Here is a 23,364-nt window from a genome sequence, read left to right as displayed (position 1 = left end):
CTTATTTTTGTTTTTTTTGAGCCGATGGAGGGACTCGAACCCACGACCTGCTGATTACAAATCAGCTGCTCTAGCCAGCTGAGCTACATCGGCTTTTGTTTCAAAAAAACAACCCGCTATTTCTAACGGATTGCAAATGTATAAAGTTTTTTTATATTCTAAAACTTTTTTTGTTTTTTTTTTACTTTTTTTTCACTTTATGAAGTTAAAGAATCTCTATGCTTCTCTTTTGATCTTTTTAACTGCCTTTTTAAATTGTCTACAGCCGCATTTACACCTTCTTCAAAGGTTTTTGTTTCTCTTTTTACAATTAATTCACTTCCAGGTATATTTATTTTAATTTCTGTTATTTTATTTTCTTTATCACTGGTATTTTGAACTTTTAAAAAAACCTCTGCATCTACTATCTTATCATGATACTTAACCAAAGATTCTACCTTTTTTTCTACAAATTTAATTAACTCATTATCTGCATTAAAATTAACTGACTGTGTGAATACTTTCATAAATCATACTTTTTTGTTGCTCCTAGGGTGAGCTTGGTTATACACTTTTTTTATTGCATCAAGACTATTATGTGTATAGACTTGCGTTGAAGCTAAAGAAGAATGCCCTAGCAATTCTTTAACCGAATTTAAATCAGCCCCTTCATTTAATAGGTGTGTTGCAAAAGAATGCCTTAAAATATGAGGACTCTTTTTAACCTTTGATGAGACTTCACTAAAGTAAGAATTTATAATTCTGTAGACAAGTGTTTCGTAAATTTTATTTCCTTTTTCTGTTATGAATAATTCTTCTAAACCTCTTGAATATTCTTTCTTTAGCTCTACATATTTTTTTAGTGTTTCTAAAACCGAATCCAACAAAGGCGCAAATCGCTCTTTGTTTCTTTTACCGAGAACTTTTATGGTTTTATCTGAAAAGCTAATTTGATGTTCTTTTATGTTTATAAGTTCAGTTCTTCTTATACCTGTTGAATAAAATAATTCTACAATTAATTTATTTCTAACTGAAACAAAATCGTCTTCTAAACTTATATTACTTATTACAGAATTTATTTCTTTGGAAGAAAAAGGAACTTGAACTTTTTTTGCAACTTTTAAAGCTTTGTGTTTAGCTAGAGGGTTTCCTTCAATTTGTTTTGTCTTTTGTAAAAACTTGTAGAAAGATTTTAAAGAACTTATTTTTCTATTTATGGTTCTGTTAGATGTTTCTACATTTACCAAGCTTACAATCCAGCTTCTTATTTGCGAATAGTGAACTTGTAATAAATCTACTTGTTCATATTCAGTTTGAACAAAATCTCTAAACGAAATTAGATCGTTCTTATATGCAGTAATAGTATGTACTGAATATTTTTTCTCTAAAGACAAGTATTCTAAAAAAGAATCAATCAAATTGTGTGGTATTATTTTATAGTAAAACTACAAAAAATTGCACAAAAAAACTCGTAATACATATTGTATTACGAGTTAATTATTTCAGAAAAACAAGTTATTTCTAACCTACTTCTTCTTGTGTTCTTAATCTTTGTACATAAGAAGCTTTAATTCTTTGAGCTCTTTTTGCTACAGAAGGTTTTGTGAAGTTCTTTCTATTACGTAAGTTCTTCATTGTCTTCGTACGATCAAATTTTCGTTTGTAACGTTTTAAAGCTCTATCTATATTTTCTCCTTCTTTAATAGGTATAATTAACATAAGTTGGCACCTCCCTTCATAGTATCTTTATATTTTGAATAGTATTTAAACTATTTGATTTATTTTTTGGACTGCAAATGTAATTACAAATTATGAATTGACAATTCTAAAAAGTAAATTATTTTCACATTCTGAATTTGCGTTAGGGATTGAAGTGGTATCCTTTTTTTTTTATGAAAAAGATATAACGTAAAGCCCGACCTTTTTAGGGAACGCCCAAAATGAGTTTACAGTTATTTCTTAATCAAAATATAATATCCTACAGGTGTTTGAATTCTTGTAGGATATTTTTGAGTTTTAAAAATTAAGTAGCTGGCTTATACTCTTTGTTATCAATTACCATTTTAGCTATAATCTCTTTTAAGATTTCTGAAGTTCCTCCTCCAATTGGCCCTAATCTACTATCTCTTAATAAACGTGCCATTGGATAATCTTCCATATAACCATAACCGCCCAACATTTGTAACGCATCATAAATTACTTCATCTGCCATTTTTGTTGACAGCATCTTTGACATACTCGCTTCTTTTACAACATATTGACCGTCATTTAATCTCTTTGTAATTGAGTAATTATATTCTTTACACATATCTACTCTACTTGCCATTTCAGCAATTTTGTGCCTTAAAACTTGAAACCTATCTAAAGATTTACCAAAAGCAACACGTTCTTGCATGTAACCAATTGCATATTCTACTGCGTATTCTGCTCTTGCGTGTGCGTTAATTCCCATAATTAAACGCTCTAAAGCGAAATGTTGCATAATATATGGAAAACCTTTCCCTTCTTCTCCCATTAAGTTTGAAGCTGGAATTTCTACATTATCGAATGCAATTTCTCCTGTATCTGAAGCTCTCCAACCTAATTTATCTAATTTAGTTGCAGAAACTCCTTTTGCATCTCTATCTACAACAAAAATACTAATTCCTTTATACTTGTCTGTAGGATCTGTTTTTGCAGCAACAATTAAATAGTCTGAATAAATTCCGTTTGTAATAAACGTTTTTGAACCATTTAAAATGTATTTATCTCCTTGCTTTATTGCTGTTGAACGCATTCCTGCAACATCTGACCCACCAAAAGGTTCTGTGATACACAAACAACCAATCATATCTCCTTCTACACTTGGTACTAAATATTTATTTTTGATAAAATCGTCACCTTCTTTATTAAGGTGTGTCATTGCTAAATATTCGTGTGCCCACATTGCTGCTGCAAATCCTCCAGAATTTACTTTCTGTAATTCTTCTAAAAAAATTACTGTGTAAAAAAGGTCTAACCCCATTCCACCAAATTCTTCTGGAGTATTTAAACCAAAGTACCCCATTTCTCCAAACTTTTTCCAAATGAAACGTTCTATAGTTCCTGTTTTCTCCCACTTTTCTATGTGAGGTACTACTTCTTTTTTCAAAAATTCTTTAAAACTTGCACGAAAAGCTTCGTGTTCTTCGGTAAAATACATACTATTCATGTAGCACTAGTTTGAGTTGTTTATTCTGCCATCAAATATAAGACTATTCTCTCATATTTATCTAACGGAAAACCTTCGATATTTTTTAATTCGGAAATATCTTGAAGTTCAGCAACTTCGTCTCTATAATTAAAAATTTTAACACATAAATTATAATTTATGTAAGGATTCTTAAGTAATTGTTTAAATTCAATAGTGTTAATATTTTCTTTTTTAATAATTGGTTTTTCTAAAATTTTAAAATTTGACAAAATTTTATTCGCAATTTGTTTGTCTAAACCCCAAACTTCATACAATTGACTATTCAAAGAAAAACCATGCAATTTTGTTCTGTATTTTATAATTCTTTCTGATAACCTGTCTCCTACTCCGTCTATAGATTGTAAATCTATAATTGTTGCTTTATTAATATCTGCTGTAGAAACTCTATTTATTGGCACTTCTACAGTAGATTGTTTATTTTTTAATATATGCTTATTAGAGTTTTGTCTTTCTAATTCTAGATTCCGTTTTACAACCCAATCTGGGAATTTAAAATATGGAGAAATTTTATTCAACAAACTATCTGAAACTTTCGTTATTTGCTGAAATTCTTTTTTGGAATTGACAAACTTATTCGTTTTTCTAAATGCTAATAATCTATCTATTTCACTTAAAGACATTCCTAACTGTCCACCTTTATAATCTGTAATATAATTTGGGTTGAAAGGATAGATTTTTGGTTTTCTATTTTCAAATTCAACTTTCTTTAAACTATCTATTTCAGATTGAAAAGCTAAAATTTCTGGGTTCTCTAAAACGATTTTATCATTAGAAGAAAACACATCGAAAAAGATAGCAACTTGGAATAATACTATGAGTATTATTAAAAAGAAAATCCCATTCCTTTGGCTTTTATTATACCAGAAATGGGATTTAAATATGTTCATAATTAAATTTTATGCTTTTTCTGCCTTGTCAGCTTTTATAGCATCCATGTATTTCTTTAATTCTTCTTTTACTTTTGGAGCTAAAAGGATAAGACCAATCATGTTTGGTACCATCATTGCAAAAACCATTGCGTCAGAGAAACCAATTACAGAGCCTAAACTAGCTGCTGCACCAATTACCACAAATACACAAAAAATTACTTTGTAAGCATATTCCATTTTTTTAGATCTACCAAATAAGTAAGCCCAACCTTGAAAACCATAGTAAGACCAAGAAATCATAGAACTAAATGCAAATAATACAACCGCAACAGTTAACACATAAGGGAACCAAGAAATTGCTGATTCGAATGCACCTGAAGTTAATAAAATTGCTTGAGCATCATTTAAAGAAGCGTTTTCCGCTGTTACATTTCCTGTAATAATTAAGACTAAAGCTGTCATAGTACAAACTACAACTGTATCGATAAAAGGCTCTAATAAAGCAACCATACCTTCACTTGCTGCATATTTTGTTTTTACTGCTGAATGCGCAATAGAAGCAGAACCAATACCAGCTTCGTTTGAGAAAGCTGCTCTTCTAAATCCTTGCACTAAAACACCAACTGCTCCACCAGCAATTCCTTCTGGACTAAATGCTCCGTTAAAAATTTGAGCAAATGCATCTCCAATCATGTCATAATTTGCAAAAATCACAAATAACGATGCAGCTACATAAATTGCCACCATAAAAGGAACTATTTTATCTGTTACTTTCGCTATTTTTTTTATTCCTCCAATAATTACAATTCCAACAAGAATTGCCATAACTAAACCAAACGCCCATCCTTTACCATGTAAAAAAGATTCTCCTCCTATTGGAGTTGTAATATTCTCAACTAGTTGAAAAGCTTGATTTACTTGAAACATGTTACCTCCACCAAAAGAACCTCCAATTACAAATACTGCAAATAAAGCTGCTAAAACTTTACCTAAAGTTTTATTTTTTAATCCTTTTGTTAGATAATACATTGGACCTCCATACACAGTTCCGTCTGCTTCAATATCTCTATATTTTACACCTAAAGTACATTCTACAAATTTAGAAGCCATTCCTAAAAACCCGGCAACTATCATCCAAAAAGTTGCTCCTGCTCCACCAATAGAAACTGCTATTGCAACACCAGCAATGTTACCTAAACCAACTGTTGCTGATAAAGCCGCTGTTAATGCTTGGAAATGAGAAACTTCTCCTTGATGACCTTCTACTCTAATTGTATCTGGGTTATCACCTCCATCTGTTTTAGAAACATTATCTGAAACCTCAACGCCTTTTTTACCATTACCTTCTAATTCATCATACTTACCTCTAACGATATTTATTGATGTAAAAAAACCTTTGAAATTAATAAAATTGAAGTAAAATGTAAAATATAAAGCTCCTAAAATAAGCGGAAATAAAACCCAATAAATACTAACGTTCTCTGAAAATGGTATTTGATAAAATATAATATCCACAAACCATCCTGTTGCGTTACCAAATGCTTCGTCAATTTTTTGGTCTAAACCTTTTTCTTGTGCAAATGTTAATAATGGTACTGCTAAAAATAACAGTGATAGAAGTTTTTTCTTCATAATATATTTGATTAGTTTTTTAATTAGTAGCTCGCAATATCATAAAAAAATGCTCTTTTGGCAAGTTTTGAGAGTTAAAACTAATTTTATGATAAAGTTTCCTTGAAAATTAAAAGATCTTCTTTAAATGATTTAGGATAAAAATTTAATTCATTATTGGTTTTTGATAAATTGAAACCTGTTTTTGCTGGTCTTGGCGCTGTCTGGTTTAATGTTGATGTTGATATTGGTTTTATAAAACTTTTATCTAAACCAAATGTATCTGCAATTTGTTGCGCAATTTCATAAACACTTAATAATGTATTGGACGAAATATTAAAAATTCCAATTGCTTTTTTATCCATAGAAATCTTGCATGCTATTGCTAAATCTTCTACATAAGTTGGTGTTCTATATTGATCGTCTACAATATTAATCTCTTTTTTGTCTTCCAACATTTGTTTCACCCAAAGTACAATATTACTTCTGCTCATATCAAACACTTTTCCATAAACCAAAATGGTTCTTAAAACTGTAAAATCAATCCTAGAATTGGTTAGAACTTCTTCAGATTTCAATTTAGATAATCCATAATAACTTAACGGATTTGGAGTGTCTGTTTCTTTATAATATCCTTTTTTACCATCAAAAATAAAATCTGTGGAAATATGAATAATATGTGTATTTATCTCTTCAGAAACTTTTACTAACGTTTTTACTACATCAATATTTAAAGCATCACATTCTTGTTTATTATTTTCACACGCATCAACATTTGTCATTGCTGCTGTATTTATAATAAAATCTGGTTTTACTTGTAAAAGTTCTTCTTTGAAAGATTCTTCTTTAGTAATATCAATAGAAATGTAGTTAAAATCTTCTCTTCCGCTTCTATTTTCTCCTCTTGAGAAACCATAAACTTGATATATTTCTTTTTCTTGAAGTAATAAATTCAATAAAGATTGCCCTAATAATCCGTTACTTCCTGTAATAACTACTTTTATCATTCTAAAATAATTCTCTTAATTTTATAATTTGTTCTGGTCTTCCTAAAACTATTAAATGAGAACCTTCAATTAGTTTAATATCTGCTTCAGGATTTATAACATACTCTTTATCAGGATTTTTATAGCCAATAACCGTACAACCTGTTTGTCTTCTTAAATCTAAATCTAAAATGGTTTTATTTAAATACTTTTTAGGTAAATCATCAACTGCTATTTCTTCTAAATTTGCAGTAGTTTCTCCTTCTATTGTTAATCTGTCTACAAATTCTATAACATCTGGTGTTGTTACTAGGGATGCCATGTGATTTCCACCTAATTTGTCTGGCATAATTACATTATCTGCTCCTGCAATTTTTAATTTACTGTAAGAAGATTCGTTAGAAGCTCTACTAATTACTCTACATTTTGGATTTAATTGACTTGCTGTAAGTACTACAAATAAATTATCTGCATCAGAAGGTAAAGCTGTAATTAAATTAGCTGCTTCCTCAATTCCTGCATTTATTAATGTTTCGTCTAAAGTTGCATCTCCTTGAATATTTAACAATCCTTCTGCTTCTATAACCTCAATCATTTCTTTATCCTTCTCAACAACAACAAAATCTACATTATAGTTATTTAATTTTAAAATTGCTTGTTTTCCATTTCTTCCATAACCACAAATAATAGTGTGTCCTTTTAATCTTGCTATTTGCTTTTCCACTTTTTTATGTTTAAAATGTTCAAATAATTTACCACTTACCAAATATTCTGAAAATGCAGAAACTGCATATCCAAAAACAGTTATACTTGTTAGAATTAAAAATATTGTAAAAACTTTTTCTTCTGGCGAAAAAGGGCGCAGCTCCCCAAAACCAACTGTAGTAACTGTAATTACAGTCATATACAACGCATCTATAAAAGAATAATGCGACAAAAATATGTAACCAAGAGTACCAATTGCCATAATTGAGACAACTAATAAAAGTATTTTATTAATTTTCGATTCTAAAATTCTCATAAACTATAAATCAAAAACAGAGCTTCTTTTGGTGTAAATCATATCTTTTAATTTTAATAAAAAAGCCATTGTTAAATACAAACCAAATGACAAACCAACTGTAAAAAAAGTTACATAAATAAAAAATAAACGCACATTTACAGCTCTCATACCAAGCCTATCTGCCAACCTAGAGAAAACGCCAAAACCATTTCTTTCAAAAAAATGTCTAATAGTATTCATTATTCTTATTAAAATATATGGCAAGATACTATTTTATGTGCTTTTTTTACAGGAATTTATTACGCGTTTTAAAGAAAATGAAGTTTTAAAAAACATTATTAAAGGTTGTTACAAACTCGCTTAAATTAAAATTGTATTGATTAACTTTGCGTTTTTCGATAAAATAAGCACGTTTGAAAGACCAAGAATATATAGAAGTTTACGGAGCAAGAGTCCATAATTTAAAAAATATTGATGTAAAAATACCTCGTGAAAAATTAGTTGTAATAACTGGTTTAAGCGGAAGCGGAAAATCTTCTTTAGCATTTGACACTATTTATGCGGAAGGACAAAGACGTTATATTGAAACGTTTTCTGCATATGCTCGTCAATTTTTAGGTGGATTAGAAAGACCAGATGTTGATAAAATTGACGGACTTTCTCCAGTAATTTCTATTGAACAAAAAACGACTAATAAAAGTCCGCGTTCTACAGTTGGTACAATTACAGAAATTTACGATTTCTTACGATTATTATTTGCAAGAGCAGCAGATGCTTACTCTTACAACACCAATGAAAAAATGGTAAGTTATTCTGATGAGCAAATAAAAGAGCTTATTTTAACTGATTTTGCTGATAAAAAAATAGCCGTTTTAGCGCCATTAATTAAATCGAGAAAAGGACATTATCGAGAACTTTTCGAACAAATTTCTAAACAAGGTTTTTTACGAGTTAGAGTTGATGGAAAGATTCAAGAAATTGAAAAAGGAATGAAATTAGATCGTTACAAAACTCATGATATTGAGGTTGTAATTGATAGATTGGCAATAAACGAATCATCAGAAAAAAGGTTAGACGAAACCATAAAAACTGCATTATATTCTGGTAATAACATTATGATGGTTATTGATGTTGAAGATAATAATCCAAGATATTTTAGTCGAGAATTAATGTGTCCAACAACAGGTATTGCATATCCAAATCCAGAACCAAACACATTTTCTTTTAACTCGCCAAAAGGCGCTTGTAATTCTTGTAATGGTTTAGGAATTACCAATGAAATCAACTTAAAAAAAGTAATTCCAGATGATAGTATTTCTATTAAAAATGGAGGAATTGTTCCTTTAGGAGAAGAAAAAAATAGTTGGATTTTTAAACAGCTTCAAAATATTGCAGAACGCTATAAGTTTAAACTCATAGATCCAATAAATAAAATTCCGAAAGAAGCTTTAGAAATCATTTTAAATGGTGGAAATGAATCTTTTGAAATAGAATCTAAAACTGTTGGTGTTACTAGAAATTATAAAATAGATTTTGAAGGTATTATAGCTTTTATAGATAGCCAATATAACAACGCAGAAAGCACATCAATAAAAAGATGGGCAAAAGGTTTTATGGACGAAGTTACTTGTTCTACTTGTAACGGAAAACGTTTAAAAAAGGAGGCTTTACACTTTAAAATTACTGATAAAAATATTAGTGATTTAGCACAATTAGATGTTACTGAATTAGCTAAATGGTTCAAAAATATTGAGAAAGATTTATCAGAAAAACAATTGATAATTGCTTCAGAAATATTAAAAGAAATTCGCACTCGTATTCAGTTTTTGTTAGATGTAGGTTTAGATTATTTAACGTTAGATAGAACGTCAAAATCGCTCTCTGGTGGTGAAGCGCAAAGAATTCGTTTGGCAACACAAATTGGTTCTCAATTAGTTGGTGTTTTATATATTTTGGATGAACCAAGTATTGGTTTACATCAACGAGACAATCAAAAACTAATAGATTCTTTAGTAAAATTACGCGATATCGGAAACTCTGTTTTAGTTGTAGAACATGACAAAGATATGATGGAACACGCAGACTTTGTCTTTGATATTGGCCCTGGAGCTGGTAGACATGGAGGAGAAATTGTTTCTGCTGGAACTTTTGAAGAATTAAAAAAACAAAAAACTTTAACTGCAGATTATTTAACAGGAAGAAAAGAAATAGCAGTTCCTAAAAAACGTCGTGAAGGAAATGGAAAATTCATCAAACTAAAAGGCGCTACAGGTAATAATTTAAAAAATGTTTCTGTTGAATTTCCTTTAGGAAAAATGATCTGTGTAACAGGAGTTTCCGGAAGTGGAAAATCAACATTAATAAACGAAACTTTATACCCAATTTTAAATGCTCATATTTATAGAGGAGTTAAAAAACCAATGCCTTACAAGAAAATTGAAGGTTTAGAAAATGTAGATAAAGTTATTGATATTGACCAATCTCCAATTGGAAGAACACCACGTTCTAACCCAGCAACCTATACCAAAACTTTTGATGAAATTAGAAGTTTATTTGCAAAAACTCCAGAAGCTGCAATTCGTGGCTATAAACCTGGGCGCTTTTCTTTTAATGTAAAAGGCGGACGTTGCGAGACTTGCCAAGGTGGAGGAGTTCGTGTCATAGAAATGAACTTTTTACCAGACGTTCATGTAGAATGTGAAACTTGCCAAGGAAAACGTTTCAATAGAGAAACTTTAGAAATTCGTTATAAAGGAAAATCTATTTCAGACATTTTAAATATGACGATTGAAGACGCAACTGATTTCTTTGAAAACATTCCTAAAATTCATAGGAAACTTAAAACAATAAAAGATGTTGGTTTGGGTTATATTACACTTGGGCAACAATCTACCACACTTTCTGGTGGAGAAGCGCAAAGAATAAAACTAGCTGCAGAATTATCTAAAAGAGACACAGGAAATACATTTTATATTTTAGATGAACCTACAACTGGGCTTCATTTTGAAGATATTCGAGTTTTAATGGAAGTTCTAAATAAACTTGCTAACAAAGGTAATACTGTCTTAATTATAGAACACAATTTAGATGTAGTAAAATTGGCAGATTACATTATAGATGTTGGTATGGAAGGTGGAAAAAAAGGTGGAAAAATTTTATGTACAGGAACACCAGAAGAAGTTTCTAAACATAAAACGAGTTATACAGCCAAGTTTTTGAAAAAAGAATTAATTTAGCAAGCTTTTCTTTTTTAAAAAAGCATCAAAAATTTTAAAATTACAGATTATGACAAATGACGATAGAAAAATAAAAGAAAAATTACAAACAAAAACTTGGAACGAAATTAAAACAAACGATTCTTGGGCTATTTTTAAAATAATGGCAGAGTTTGTAGAAGGATATGAAAAATTAAGTAAAATTGGCCCATGTGTTTCTATTTTTGGTTCTGCAAGAACAAAACCAGGAGATCCGTATTATAAATTAGCAGAAGAAGTTGCGTTTAAATTAACTCAAAATGGTTTTGGAGTAATTACTGGTGGTGGACCTGGTATTATGGAAGCAGGAAACAAAGGTGCTCATAGAGGAAAGGGAACTTCTGTTGGTTTAAACATAGAATTACCTTTTGAACAACATGACAATCCATGGATTGACAAAGACAAAAATCTAGAGTTCGATTATTTTTTCGTTAGAAAAGTAATGTTTGTAAAATATTCGCAAGGTTTTATTGTAATGCCAGGAGGTTTTGGTACAATGGACGAACTTTTTGAAGCAATCACTTTAATACAAACTAATAAAATTGGACGTTTCCCAATTGTGTTAGTAGGTAAAAAGTTTTGGGGTGGTTTATTAGATTGGATAAAAAACACTCTTATTGAAGAAGGAAACATTAGCGAAAAAGACTTAAACTTATTTAGAGTTGTAGATACTGCAGATGAAGCTATAGAACACCTTAATAAATTCTATTCTAAATACCAGTTAAAACCTAACTTCTAAATAAAATTAAGATCTTGTTAAAGACTCGTTTTTACATCGCATTTTTCTATAGTTTAATTTCATGTTTAGGTTTTGCTCAACAAAATTCTATCAACATAAAATCGACCTTAAATGTAGATAAAGACGAGTTATTAATTCAGCAAGAAATTGTTTATTACAATACCACAGACAGTATTTTTAATAGTATTTATTTACACAATTGGCCCAATAGCTTTAGAGATAGAAAAACCCCACTTTGTAAAAGATTTATAGAAGACTTTAATAAAGATTTATACTTTGCTAAAGAAGAAGATTTAGGTTTTTCTAAAGTAAAAAACCTTTCTGTAAATTATGATAAAGCAGCATTTAAAGAGCTAAAAAACCAAGCAGATATTTTAGAGATATTTTTAAACACTCCTTTAAAACCAAAAGAAAGTGCAAAAATACACATTACCTATACTGTTAAAGTTCCAGATGCAAGATTTACAGGTTATGGTAGAACTAAAAAAGGTTACAACCTTCGTTTTTGGTACTTAACACCAGCCATTTATCAAAATGGATGGCAGTTAATGAGCAACTTGAATGTTGACGATTTGTATGAAAAAGGAACTGATTTTAAAATAGAAATTAATGTTCCTAAAGAATACATTGTAGAAAGCAATTTGTACCAATATGAAACTAAAAAAGAACAATTAAATAGTTACTATTTAGTAGGTAAAAATAAAACTGATATTATTTTAGGTATCCACAATGAACCTCAATTAAAGACATTTAAAACAAAAAACATTAATGTTCATACAGATGTTTTTTCTAAAGAAATAGACACTAAATTATCTACAGATATTTTAAACAGAGAACTTTTATTTATCGAGAAATATTTAGGTAAATACCCGCATGTAAATATTTATATAGACAAAGCTACACAGCGTAAAAACCCAATCTATGGTTTAAATCAATTACCAAGTTTTTTAAGTCCTTTTTCTGATGTTTTTGAATGGGACATAACCATGTTTAAAGCTCTCACAAAAAGATACATAGAAAATACCATTTTGCTTAACAAAAGAAAAGATTATTGGCTTTTAGATGGAATTCAAAATTATTTATTAATAGAATATGTAGAAACATTTTATCCAGAAATGAAACTTTTGGGTAAAGCTTCTAATTCTTGGTTTTTAAAAAGGTTTAATATTTCTAAATTAGAATTTAATGACAAATACCCTTTTATTTACAGGTTTACAGCTCGTAAATTTTTAGATCAAGCACTAACAACCTCTATAGATTCTTTATCTAATTTTAACAGAAAAATTGTTAGCAAATATAAAGCTGGATTAGGTTTTAGATATTTAAAAGGTTTTGTAGGAGATAGTATTTTAAATGAATCTATTAAAGATTTCTATCAGAATAATCAATTAAAAATTATCACTAGTCATAAATTTAATGAAATTATTTCTTCTAAAACGCCCAAAGATTTAGACTGGTTTTTTAGCGATTTTATAAACTCAAATAAAAAAATAGATTACACAATTGATGAAATTGTTTCCTTAAATGATAGTCTAGAAGTAACTATTAAAAATAAAAGAAACATAACCACACCTGTTGCACTTTATGCTCTAAAAGATAAAGAAATAAAATTAAAAAAATGGGTTGTTAATGTTGATACAACAAAAACTATAAAAATTAAAAAAGGTGATTTTGACAAACTGGTTTTAAACTATGAAAACCTATATCCTGAATACAATACATTAGATAATTCTAAAAGTCTTCAAAAAAAGATATTTAACAAACCTGTAAAATTTACTTTTTTTAAGGATGTTGCAGAACCTACTTATAATCAATTATTCTACCAACCAAATTTCGATTACAATTTTTATAACGGATTAATTTTGGGTGTAAAACTGCACAACAAGCCTTTAATAAAAAGAAATTTAGAATTTAAATTAGCTCCTGCCTACGCTACTAAAAGCGGTTCTGTTGTAGGTAGTTTTTCAGTATTGTACAATCAATTTTTCGAAAAAACAAAAATTTACAAAATTGCTTATGGGGTTGCAGGCAGCACATCCGACTATGCTCCTAATTTATCCTATAAATCTTTTATTCCGTATGTAGATATTATTTTTAAAAGAAAATCTTTAAGAGAAACAAGTTTAGAATCTATAAGAGCTAAATTGGTTCATATAGATAAAGAAGTTGCTGTTTTAGCGAATAAAACACCACAAGATAATTACAGTGTTTTTAGCTTGAGCTATAATTACAGTAAACCAGATATTATTAAAGAATTAAGATACAGTTTTAGTACAGAGTTGGCAAAAAACTTTTCTAAAGCAGCAGTAGATGTTCGGTTTAGAACATTAACAACTTCAGACACACAATTAGATTTTAGATTTTTTGCAGGTGCTTTTTTGAGCAATAAATCAGAAGGAGATTATTTTAGCTTTGGTTTAGACAGAAGTAACGACTATTTGTTTCAACTAAATTATTTTGGGAGGTCAGAATCTACAGGTTTTTTTAGCCAGCAATTTATTATTACTGAGGGTGGTTTTAAGTCTGTTTTACCTACAAGGTTTGCAAATCAATACATGATTTCTTTCAATTCTAGTATCGGAATTTGGCGCTGGGTAGAAGCCTATAATGGTGTTGCTTTCTTAAAAAACAGAAATGAACCAATATTTTTCGGTTATGAAAACGGAATTCGTTTAAACTTTGTCCATAATATTTTTGAAGTATATTTTCCTTTCTACTCTAATAATGGTTGGGAAGTTTCACAAAATGCATATCCAGAAAAAATAAGGTTTACACTTACCACGGATATTAACTCTATTTACAATTTTATTAGACGCGGTTTTTTATAATCTAATTTGCAATTAAAAACATAACTAAAAACGAATATTTACTTTATAAAATTCGCAATAAAAATAAGTTATTATGGTTTTTTATTGATAAATTCTCAATGAATTAAAATATTTTTAAATATCAACTAAAAAAACTACCTTTGCAAAAGCCTAAACCTATAAAAATGTCGCAAAAAACACTTATCAATGATTCCAAAAAAGAGCTTTCATTTAAAGATTTTAAAGCGGAAGTTTTAAACGACTACAAAATTGCTAAAATTAGTAGAGAATGTAGTTTATTAGGAAGAAGAGAAGTTCTTACTGGGAAAGCAAAGTTTGGTATTTTTGGTGATGGTAAAGAAGTGCCACAATTAGCCATGGCAAAAGCCTTTAAAAAAGGAGATTTTAGATCTGGTTATTATAGAGATCAAACTTTTATGATGGCAATTGGTGAGTTAAGTGCTCAACAATTTTTTGCTGGTTTATATGCACATACAAATATAGAATTAGAGCCAATGTCTGCTGGAAGACAAATGGGTGGTCATTTTGCAACTCATAGTTTAAATGATGATGGAAGCTGGAAAAACCTAACAGAACAGTACAATTCTAGTGCAGATATTTCTCCAACTGCTGGTCAAATGCCTCGTTTATTAGGTTTAGCTCAAGCCTCAAAAATATATAGAAACGAAAAAAGTGTTCAGCATAAATCTAATTTCTCAATTAAAGGAAATGAGGTAGCTTGGGGAACAATTGGTAATGCAAGCACAAGTGAAGGTTTGTTTTTTGAAACCATAAATGCTGCAGGAGTTTTACAAGTACCAATGGTAATGAATGTTTGGGATGATGAATATGGAATTTCCGTTCACGCTAAACATCAAACCACTAAAGAAAGTATTTCAGAAATTTTAAAAGGATTTCAACGAGATAATGAAAAAAATGGATATGAAATTTTTGTTGTTAATGGTTGGGATTATGTACAATTAATAGATACTTACAACAAAGCATCAAAAATAGCTAGAGAAGAGCATGTTCCTGTTTTAATTCATGTAAAAGAATTAACACAACCTCAAGGTCATTCTACTTCTGGCTCGCATGAGAGATATAAAGGTAAAGATAGATTGGTATGGGAAAAAGACCATGATTGTATTACCAAAATGAGAAAATGGATTTTAGATTTTGAATTGGAAAACGAAAACGGAGAAACATTACGTTTTGTAGATTCTGAAGAAGAAATTATTTTATTAGAAAAAGAGGCAAAGAAAATTGTAACTACAGCTAAAAGAAATGCTTGGAATGCTTACACTAATGAAATAAAAGCTGAACTTACAGTAGCTGTAAAATTATTAGAAAGAGTTGCTGCCAATAGTAAAAATGGAGCATTTATTACAAAATATAAAAGTGATTTAGAAAAAATTGTAGAACCAATTAGAAAAGATATTTTAATTGCAACAAGAAAAGCTTTACGTTATTTAAAAGACGAAAGTTTTGCAGAAAAAATTGAACTTCAAAATTTCATAAAATCAACAATTAATGATGCTGCCAACAAATACTCTTCTTATTTATTAAGTGAAAGTAGCTTAAGCGCAATAAATGTTTTTGAAGAAAAGCCAGTTTACGCTCAAGAAAAAAATTTAGTTGATGCTAGAATTATCATGAGAGATAATTTCGATGCAATCTTAAAAAAGCACTCAGATGTGCTAATTTTTGGTGAAGATGCTGGTTATATTGGAGATGTGAACCAAGGTTTAGAAGGATTACAAGAAAAATATGGAGACATTAGAATTTCTGACACCGGAATTAGAGAAGCAACTATAATAGGACAAGGTATTGGTTTAGCAATGCGTGGTTTAAGACCTATTGCAGAAATACAATATTTAGATTACTTGTTGTATGCGCTTCAAATTATGAGTGATGATTTAGCAACACTTCATTACAGAACTTGCGGAAAACAAAAAGCTCCATTAATTGTTAGAACTAGAGGACACAGATTAGAAGGAATTTGGCATGCAGGTTCTCCAATGGGTGGAATTATAAATAACGTACGTGGAATGCACGTTTTAGTTCCAAGAAACATGACCAAAGCTGCAGGTTTTTATAATACTTTATTAGAAGGAGATGAACCAGCTATTGTTATAGAATGCTTAAATGGTTATAGATTAAAAGAAGAGTTACCTATAAATTTAGGTCAGTTTAAAACACCAATTGGTATTGTAGAGACAGTAAAAGAAGGAACAGATTTAACTGTAGTTTCTTATGGTTCTACCTTAAGAATTGTAGAAGAAACAGCCAAAGATTTATTACAAGTTGGTATAGATATAGAAATTATAGATGCACAAAGCTTATTGCCTTTCGATTTAAATAGCGATTGTGTAAAAAGTTTAGCAAAAACAAATAAATTACTGGTTATAGATGAAGATGTTCCAGGAGGAGCGTCTGCATATATTTTACAAGAAATTTTAGAAAAACAAAACGGATATGAATATTTAGATAGCAAACCAGCTACCTTAACAGCCAAAGCACACAGACCTGCTTATGGTACAGATGGAGATTATTTCTCTAAACCTTCTGCGGAAGATATTTTTGAAAAAATTTATGATATAATGCATGAATTTAATCCAACAAAATACAGAAGCCTTTACTAAATAAACATCTGAAAAAAGTATTAATAAAAGTCCTGAAATTTATAATTTTAGGACTTTTATTTTAACACAACTATAAGAACTATCCTCACTAGTTTTTAATAATTTAGTGAGCTTATTTAACAACCAACTTCAATTATGAAAAAACTACTTTTATTAACACTGCTATTAGTTTTAGTATTACCTCTAGAAAACCAAGCCCAAAGGAAAAAATCTAAAAACAAATCAGATCAAAGCATTTCAAAAGATACCAAAAATAAAACTCCAAAATATTCCGATTTTGTAAAAGACGATACAAAAACTTACGAAGGACTTTTTAAAGTTCATGAAAACAAAGATTCATTCTTATATGAAATACCAAAATCTTTTTTTGGAAAAGAAATGTTATTGGTTACAAGAATCAAAGACATTCCTGCTGGATTAGGAGGAGGTTATGTAAATGCTGGTTCAAAAATTAATACACAAGTTATTGTTTGGGAACAGTTTAAAAATAGAATCTTACTAAAAGTAAAATCTTATAATGCAGTTGCAAACGACTCTTTACCAATCTACAAGTCTGTAAGAGCAAATAACTTAGAACCAATTATTTATGCTTTCGATATAAAATCTCAAAATGCAGATTCTACAGCTGTTTTAGTTGATGTTACAAAACTCTTCTCTACAGATGTAAAAGCTATTACAGGTTTGCCATCTTTCTTTAGAAAAAACTATAAAGTAAGAAGATTAGATGCTTCTAGAAGTTTTATAAATAGCATTAAAAGTTATCCAAAAAACATAGAAGTTGTTCAAGATTTTACTTTTGAAGCAGATGCACCACCAAGTAATAGAAGTACAAATACCATTACAATACGTATCAATCAATCTATGATTTTGTTACCAGAAAATCCAATGATGCCAAGGATTTATGATGAAAGAGTTGGGTATTTTTCTTTAGGTAATGTAGATTATAGTTCAGAAGCATTAAAAGCAGATGACAAAAGATATATTAGACGTTGGAGATTGGAACCAAAAGATGAAGCCGCTTATAACAGAGGTGAATTAGTAGAACCCAAAAAGCCTATTATTTATTATCTAGATCCTGCTACTCCTAAAAAATTGAGAAAATACATTAAGCAAGGTGTAGATGATTGGCAAAAAGTTTTTGAAACGGCAGGTTTTAAAAATGCAATAATGGCAAAAATGCCTCCAACTAAAGAAGAAGATCCAGAATTTAGCATGGAAGACGTACGTTATTCTTCTATTAGATATGTTGCAAGTACCACAAGAAATGCAATGGGACCAAGTGTTTCTGACCCAAGATCTGGAGAAATTTTAGAAAGTGATATTATTTGGTACCACAATCATTTAAGATCCTACAGAAACAGATATTTATTAGAAACTGGTGCTGCAAATCCTTCTGCCAGAACTTTAGACACTCCAGATGATGAAATTGGAGATATGATGAGAATGGTAATTGCTCATGAAGTTGGACATGCTTTAGGTTTGCCACATAATATGGCTGCAAGTTTTGCATACCCTACAGATTCGCTACGTTCTGGAAGTTTTACTCAAAAGAATGGTATTGCTGCTACAATTATGGATTATGCCAGATATAATTATGTAGCACAACCTGGAGACAAAAATATTCGTTTTATTAGACAATTAGGTCCTTATGATCATTATTCAATTAATTGGGGTTACAGAAAAATACAAAATGTAAACAAACCTGAAGATGAAGTTATAACTTTAAATAAATGGATTTCAGAGAAGGCAGACAATCCTATTTATAGATTTGGCGGACAACGTTTTGATCCTTCTGCTCAAACTGAAGGAATTGGAAATGACCAAGTAAAATCTAGTTCTTACGGAATTAAAAACTTAAAAATTGTTGCCAAAAATTTACCAAACTGGACCTCTAATCAAACTAACAATTACGATGATTTAGATGAGTTATATGGTGAGCTATTAAGTGTTTGGGGTAGATACATAGGGCATGTGGCTGGAAATATTGGTGGTGTTTACGAATTCAACAAAAAGCCCGAACAATCTGGAGATGTATATGTTCCTGTATCTAAAATAAAACAAAAAGAATCTTTAAACTGGATGCTAAAAAACGTTTTTGAAACTCAAGATTGGTTACTAGATAAAAACATTTTAAATAAAATTGATGAAACAGGTTATACAAGTAAGTTAGGTCGTTATCAAGATAGAGGTCTTTCTATGTTGTTAAACTATCGAACGCTTAACAGAATGATTGAAACCGAAGTAATTAAAGATGAATTTTATAGTGCTTCAGATATGGTTCGCGATTTACGAAGAGGAATTTTTTCTGAAACCAATTCAACAAAAAATGTAGATATACAAAGAAGAAACCTTCAAAAATCATTTATTGAAAAAATGAGTATTTTAATGAATGATGATCTTGCAAAAAACACAGATATTTCATCTATTGTAAGAGGAGAATTAGAGACTTTAAAATATCAATTAAATACTGCAAGCAAAAGAGCTGTAAACAGAATTACAAAATATCATTACAAAGACGCTTTAGTGTTAGTTAACAACATTTTAAACCCTAAAAATTAATTCTATTTTCTTTTTAAAATAGTTTTTCCTATTGCGCACTCTAAACAACGTTTTGGTGCGCAATAGTTGTTTTTAAGTTCCAATAAAGCCTGCGTATCAAAAGCATTTTTAGATATTATTTTAAGTTCAGAAAATTTAGAAATAATGCTATTTTTCTCTGACTTAATATTTCTTAACAAGTCTAAAAATTCATCTTCATATACTACTTCCCTACTCTTCTTATATAAAAATTTCAAGGGAATTATTGTATTTATAATTAATAAATCTACAAACGATTTTGTTAATTTTTTAGCTGAAGATTTAGACTCTTTTTCAAAACTATAATGTGTTTTCCAAAATGGATAAACATCAACAGAAAATAGCTTATAAAAACCTTCTAGGTTTTTAACAATCATTAGTTTAGAAAATAAATTTTGATGTTTAACAAACAAAGCAATAAGTTGCGCAATTCTTATTGTAGGAAAATTATTTGGTCGCATTCTAAAGAAAGAAAATTCAGAATTCGCAATAGGCTTCAAGTTATATTTATGCTTTAAATACTTATATTCTTCTTTTAATTCTTGATGATATTCTTCTTCAAATTCCACTTCAAAAAAACCTGCTTGCCCAAACAACAGTGCAGAAAGTTGTTTCTCATTAAAACTACATTTTCTAATTATAGAAAAATCAACAGATTTTGCCAACCTTAAAAAAGATTCTCCATTTACTTTTAATCCAAAATTCTTTGCTAATAACTGAAATAAAACTGCTTCATAATTATCATTTTCAACTTTTAAACTCTTTTTTATTACATTAGATTTCCTTTCTAACCGATCAAAAAACAATCGCTCTTTCCAATTATCAAATACAAAACGATCTACGTTTGCTATTTCCGATTGGCAAGGAATCCAACGTTGTTCTTTAGAAAATAATTGTTGATAATTTGTAAATACAGCTTTGTCTACCAAATTTTTTAAAATTAAAGTTGGTAATGCTTTGTTATTTTTCATGTAAATAGTTGCATCATCTTCCCAAACAACATGTAAAATTACTGCATCGTAATTTGTGTCAATTTCATGGTTGTGCAAATACCAATCAGAAGATTTTGTATGAATTTCCACATTTCCAATCCAAACTTGATCATCAATTTTTAATTCTGAATTCAAAAAATCTGGCCCCGAATTTTTATTGTGAATACCTGATTTTAGAATAGTTAAAACCTCATTACTAGTTGTTTTTAAATCTCCTTTAGAAAACAATTTGTATTTCCATACATAATGCAGAAAATCTTCATTCATAGCTTTTTTTGATTTCAATGTACAAAAAATTATTTGATGACTTCATCAATTTTAATAATTGAAATAGGTTTACAAATGAATATAAATCGAGTATTTTTGCAATAGAAAATAGACAAATGAACACGATACAAAGTTTAGAATGGCGTTATGCTGTTAAAAAATTCGATACAGAAAAAACACTTTCACAAGAACAAATTAATACTTTAAAAGAAGCTTTTAATTTAACCGCCACTTCTTATGGCTTGCAACCTTTAAAGCTTTTAATTATAAAAAATAAAGATATTCAAAAAGAATTAGTGGCACATTCTTGGAATCAGCCACAAGTTCTAGAAGCATCTCACCTTTTGGTTATTTGTATTCCAAAAGAATATACAGCATTAGAAGTAGAAAAATACTTTGAGTTGGTTAAAAAAATCAGAAATACTCCAGATGCAATTATAAAGCCATTTAAAGAGTTTTTAACAGCAGAAATTTCCTCTAAAAAACAAGAAGAATTATTAATTTGGAATAAAAATCAAGCCTATTTAGCTTTAGGAAACTTACTTACAGTTTGCGCTTTAGAAAAAATAGATTCATGCCCAATGGAAGGTTTTATACCAGAAAAATATGATGAAGTATTAAACTTAAATAATCAAAATTTAACATCTGTTTTAGTATTACCAGTTGGTTTTAGAGCAGATGATTGTTATATGAAAGATTTAGCAAAAGTTAGGAAAAATCTAACAGAAACTGTCCTAGAAATCTCGTAAATTTACACTTAAAATACAGACATAATGAATTCAGAAATAAGAAATTTAGCACCAAAAGAAGTTTGGAACATGTTTGCAGATTTAAATGCAGTTCCTCGTCCTTCAAAAAAAGAAGAGCGTGTTATACAATTTATGGTTGATTTTGGTAAAAACCTAAATTTAGAGACTTTTGTAGATAAAGTTGGCAATGTTATCATAAAAAAACCAGCTACCAAAGGTTTTGAAAACAGAAAAACAGTTGTTTTGCAGAGTCATTTAGATATGGTTCATCAAAAAAATGCTGATACTATTTTCGATTTCGACAAAGAGGGAATTAAGATGAAAGTAGAAGGAGATTGGGTAAAAGCTAAAGGAACTACTTTGGGTGCAGATAATGGTTTAGGTGTTGCTGCAATTATGGCAGTTTTGGCTTCTACAGAAATTGAGCACCCTAATTTAGAAGCTTTGTTTACAATTGATGAAGAAACAGGAATGACTGGTGCAATGGGTTTAGAAGGAGGCATTTTAAAAGGTGATATTCTTTTAAATTTAGATACTGAAGAAGATGATGAAATTGGAATGGGTTGTGCTGGTGGAGTTGATGTTATAGCTAAAAGAACTTATGCAGAAGAAGAAACCCCAAAAAATACATCGGCCTTTGCTATTTCTGTAAAAGGTTTAAATGGTGGACATTCAGGAATGGATATTATTAAAGGTTTAGGAAATGCCAATAAAATAATGAACCGTATTTTGTTTGATGGCTTCACAAATTTTGGTTTAAGAATTTCTGAAATAAACGGAGGTAGTTTGCGAAATGCAATTCCTCGTGAAAGCTTTGCCATTATTACTGTTGACAACATTTCTAAAGAAGCTTTTCATTTTGAAACAACTACACTTATTAACAATATAAAACAAGAGTTTTTAACAATAGAACCTAATTTAAAAGTTGATATTGAAGCTATTTCTTCTCCAAAATCCGTAATGGATTTAGGGGTACAAGAAGGATTACTTAAATCTATTTATGCAGCGCTTAATGGTGTGTATAGAATGAGTCCAGATATTGCAGATTTAGTAGAAACCTCTAATAATATTGCTAGAGTAATTGTTAAAGATGGGGCAATTAAAATAGGTTGTTTAACGCGTTCTTCTTCGGAAACAAATAAATTAGATTTGGCAAATTCTTTAAAATCTGCTTTTGAATTGTCTGGTTTCGATGTCGGTTTTTCTGGAGAATATCCAGGTTGGCAACCAAATGTAAATTCAGAAATACTAGATGTAGTTGCTAATTTATATGAAAAACTACATGGAGAAAAAGCAAATGTTGCTGCTTGTCATGCAGGTTTAGAATGCGGAATTTTAGGTCAAAATTACCCCGAAATGGATATGGTTTCTTTTGGACCTACCATTAGAGGTGCACATTCGCCAGATGAGCGTGCAAATATTCCATCTACCCAAAAATTTTGGAAATTTCTAATTGAAATATTAAAAAATACTCCAGAAAAATAATCAAAACACAAAGCTTAAAACCGAAGAATATCTTCGGTTTTTTTCTTTTAAAATTTGTTTAAAAACAATTAAAAAAAATAGATAAACAGCTACAAATAAACCGTTTAAAACTTTATCTATTTGTTAACATCTTTCATTTTATAAAAACAGAAAAAAATGTAATTTTACTGTT

Annotated in this window: 17 protein-coding genes and 1 tRNA gene; 7 read left to right on the top strand and 11 right to left on the bottom strand. The window is 29.5% G+C overall.

Annotated elements, in window-relative coordinates; translation table 11 throughout:
- Nucleotides 1-19: 19 nt before the first annotated feature.
- The 10 genes from H9W90_RS02165 to H9W90_RS02120 all read right to left on the bottom strand — a co-directional run bounded on the left by H9W90_RS02165 (nucleotide 20) and on the right by H9W90_RS02120 (nucleotide 7,920).
- Nucleotides 20-93 (bottom strand) — tRNA-Thr (locus tag H9W90_RS02165).
- Nucleotides 94-197: 104 nt separating this feature from the next.
- Nucleotides 198-506 carry a ribosome hibernation-promoting factor, HPF/YfiA family gene (gene hpf, locus H9W90_RS02160; protein ID WP_187482839.1) on the bottom strand — a complete coding sequence of 103 codons (309 nt, stop codon included), beginning with the start codon at nucleotides 504-506 and terminating at the stop codon, nucleotides 198-200.
- A gap of 3 nt (nucleotides 507-509) precedes the next feature.
- Entirely contained in the window at nucleotides 510-1,397 is an 888-nt protein-coding gene (locus tag H9W90_RS02155) for a tyrosine-type recombinase/integrase (RefSeq protein ID WP_254712518.1), read from the bottom strand.
- Nucleotides 1,398-1,500: 103 nt separating this feature from the next.
- Nucleotides 1,501-1,698: a 30S ribosomal protein S21 gene (rpsU, locus tag H9W90_RS02150; protein ID WP_026777225.1), complete on the bottom strand. Its 198-nt coding sequence runs from the start codon at nucleotides 1,696-1,698 to the stop codon at nucleotides 1,501-1,503.
- A 304-nt stretch (nucleotides 1,699-2,002) separates the two neighbouring features.
- Nucleotides 2,003-3,169, bottom strand: a complete 1,167-nt coding sequence (locus H9W90_RS02145) for an acyl-CoA dehydrogenase family protein (protein WP_187482838.1) — start codon at nucleotides 3,167-3,169, stop codon at nucleotides 2,003-2,005.
- Between the two features lie 20 nt (nucleotides 3,170-3,189).
- Nucleotides 3,190-4,098 carry a helix-hairpin-helix domain-containing protein gene (locus tag H9W90_RS02140; protein ID WP_187482837.1) on the bottom strand — a complete coding sequence of 303 codons (909 nt, stop codon included), beginning with the start codon at nucleotides 4,096-4,098 and terminating at the stop codon, nucleotides 3,190-3,192.
- 9 nt (nucleotides 4,099-4,107) lie between these two features.
- Nucleotides 4,108-5,712 carry an alanine/glycine:cation symporter family protein gene (locus H9W90_RS02135; RefSeq protein ID WP_187482836.1) on the bottom strand — a complete coding sequence of 535 codons (1,605 nt, stop codon included), beginning with the start codon at nucleotides 5,710-5,712 and terminating at the stop codon, nucleotides 4,108-4,110.
- Between the two features lie 86 nt (nucleotides 5,713-5,798).
- The gene (locus tag H9W90_RS02130; protein WP_187482835.1) at nucleotides 5,799-6,698 is read right to left on the bottom strand and encodes an SDR family oxidoreductase; all 900 of its coding nucleotides are present in this window, start codon (nucleotides 6,696-6,698) and stop codon (nucleotides 5,799-5,801) included.
- A 1-nt stretch (nucleotide 6,699) separates the two neighbouring features.
- Nucleotides 6,700-7,698: a potassium channel family protein gene (locus tag H9W90_RS02125; protein ID WP_187482834.1), complete on the bottom strand. Its 999-nt coding sequence runs from the start codon at nucleotides 7,696-7,698 to the stop codon at nucleotides 6,700-6,702.
- A 3-nt stretch (nucleotides 7,699-7,701) separates the two neighbouring features.
- Nucleotides 7,702-7,920 carry a PspC domain-containing protein gene (locus H9W90_RS02120; RefSeq protein WP_187482833.1) on the bottom strand — a complete coding sequence of 73 codons (219 nt, stop codon included), beginning with the start codon at nucleotides 7,918-7,920 and terminating at the stop codon, nucleotides 7,702-7,704.
- Nucleotides 7,921-8,093: 173 nt separating this feature from the next.
- Between H9W90_RS02120 and uvrA the strand changes: the two genes are divergently transcribed.
- From uvrA to H9W90_RS02095, 5 genes are all read left to right on the top strand, one after another.
- Entirely contained in the window at nucleotides 8,094-10,916 is a 2,823-nt protein-coding gene (gene uvrA / locus H9W90_RS02115) for an excinuclease ABC subunit UvrA (protein WP_187482832.1), read from the top strand.
- A gap of 49 nt (nucleotides 10,917-10,965) precedes the next feature.
- Nucleotides 10,966-11,673, top strand: coding sequence for an LOG family protein (locus tag H9W90_RS02110; protein ID WP_187482831.1), 708 nt, complete (start codon nucleotides 10,966-10,968; stop codon nucleotides 11,671-11,673).
- Nucleotides 11,674-11,687: 14 nt separating this feature from the next.
- On the top strand, nucleotides 11,688-14,501 hold the full coding sequence (locus H9W90_RS02105; RefSeq protein ID WP_254712517.1) for a gluzincin family metallopeptidase: 2,814 nt from the start codon (nucleotides 11,688-11,690) through the stop codon (nucleotides 14,499-14,501).
- Nucleotides 14,502-14,665: 164 nt separating this feature from the next.
- Nucleotides 14,666-17,122: an alpha-ketoacid dehydrogenase subunit alpha/beta gene (locus H9W90_RS02100; RefSeq protein WP_187482830.1), complete on the top strand. Its 2,457-nt coding sequence runs from the start codon at nucleotides 14,666-14,668 to the stop codon at nucleotides 17,120-17,122.
- Nucleotides 17,123-17,257: 135 nt separating this feature from the next.
- Nucleotides 17,258-19,681: a zinc-dependent metalloprotease gene (locus H9W90_RS02095; RefSeq protein WP_187482829.1), complete on the top strand. Its 2,424-nt coding sequence runs from the start codon at nucleotides 17,258-17,260 to the stop codon at nucleotides 19,679-19,681.
- 2 nt (nucleotides 19,682-19,683) lie between these two features.
- Here H9W90_RS02095 and H9W90_RS02090 read toward each other — a convergent pair whose 3' ends face one another.
- Complete coding sequence (locus tag H9W90_RS02090; RefSeq protein ID WP_367890064.1) at nucleotides 19,684-20,976, bottom strand: DUF2851 family protein; 1,293 nt, start codon at nucleotides 20,974-20,976, stop codon at nucleotides 19,684-19,686.
- A 98-nt stretch (nucleotides 20,977-21,074) separates the two neighbouring features.
- Between H9W90_RS02090 and H9W90_RS02085 the strand changes: the two genes are divergently transcribed.
- Nucleotides 21,075-21,707: an NAD(P)H-dependent oxidoreductase gene (locus tag H9W90_RS02085; protein WP_187482828.1), complete on the top strand. Its 633-nt coding sequence runs from the start codon at nucleotides 21,075-21,077 to the stop codon at nucleotides 21,705-21,707.
- A 24-nt stretch (nucleotides 21,708-21,731) separates the two neighbouring features.
- Nucleotides 21,732-23,192 carry an aminoacyl-histidine dipeptidase gene (locus H9W90_RS02080; RefSeq protein WP_187482827.1) on the top strand — a complete coding sequence of 487 codons (1,461 nt, stop codon included), beginning with the start codon at nucleotides 21,732-21,734 and terminating at the stop codon, nucleotides 23,190-23,192.
- Nucleotides 23,193-23,364: the final 172 nt, after the last annotated feature.

This window comes from Polaribacter pectinis (genome assembly GCF_014352875.1).
Classification (GTDB): Bacteria; Bacteroidota; Bacteroidia; order Flavobacteriales; family Flavobacteriaceae; genus Polaribacter; species Polaribacter pectinis.
This window is presented reverse-complemented; position numbering and strand designations above follow the sequence as displayed.

Excerpts from the sequence above, each read along its gene's own strand:
- hpf (WP_187482839.1), bottom strand. The coding sequence starts at position 506 with ATGAAAGTATTCACACAGTCAGTTAATTTTAATGCAGATAATGAGTTA.
- rpsU (WP_026777225.1), bottom strand. The coding sequence starts at position 1,698 with ATGTTAATTATACCTATTAAAGAAGGAGAAAATATAGATAGAGCTTTA.
- H9W90_RS02145 (WP_187482838.1), bottom strand. The coding sequence starts at position 3,169 with ATGAATAGTATGTATTTTACCGAAGAACACGAAGCTTTTCGTGCAAGT.
- H9W90_RS02140 (WP_187482837.1), bottom strand. The coding sequence starts at position 4,098 with ATGAACATATTTAAATCCCATTTCTGGTATAATAAAAGCCAAAGGAAT.
- H9W90_RS02135 (WP_187482836.1), bottom strand. The coding sequence starts at position 5,712 with ATGAAGAAAAAACTTCTATCACTGTTATTTTTAGCAGTACCATTATTA.
- H9W90_RS02130 (WP_187482835.1), bottom strand. The coding sequence starts at position 6,698 with ATGATAAAAGTAGTTATTACAGGAAGTAACGGATTATTAGGGCAATCT.
- H9W90_RS02125 (WP_187482834.1), bottom strand. The coding sequence starts at position 7,698 with ATGAGAATTTTAGAATCGAAAATTAATAAAATACTTTTATTAGTTGTC.
- H9W90_RS02120 (WP_187482833.1), bottom strand. The coding sequence starts at position 7,920 with ATGAATACTATTAGACATTTTTTTGAAAGAAATGGTTTTGGCGTTTTC.
- H9W90_RS02110 (WP_187482831.1), top strand. The coding sequence starts at position 10,966 with ATGACAAATGACGATAGAAAAATAAAAGAAAAATTACAAACAAAAACT.
- H9W90_RS02100 (WP_187482830.1), top strand. The coding sequence starts at position 14,666 with ATGTCGCAAAAAACACTTATCAATGATTCCAAAAAAGAGCTTTCATTT.
- H9W90_RS02095 (WP_187482829.1), top strand. The coding sequence starts at position 17,258 with ATGAAAAAACTACTTTTATTAACACTGCTATTAGTTTTAGTATTACCT.
- H9W90_RS02085 (WP_187482828.1), top strand. The coding sequence starts at position 21,075 with ATGAACACGATACAAAGTTTAGAATGGCGTTATGCTGTTAAAAAATTC.
- H9W90_RS02080 (WP_187482827.1), top strand. The coding sequence starts at position 21,732 with ATGAATTCAGAAATAAGAAATTTAGCACCAAAAGAAGTTTGGAACATG.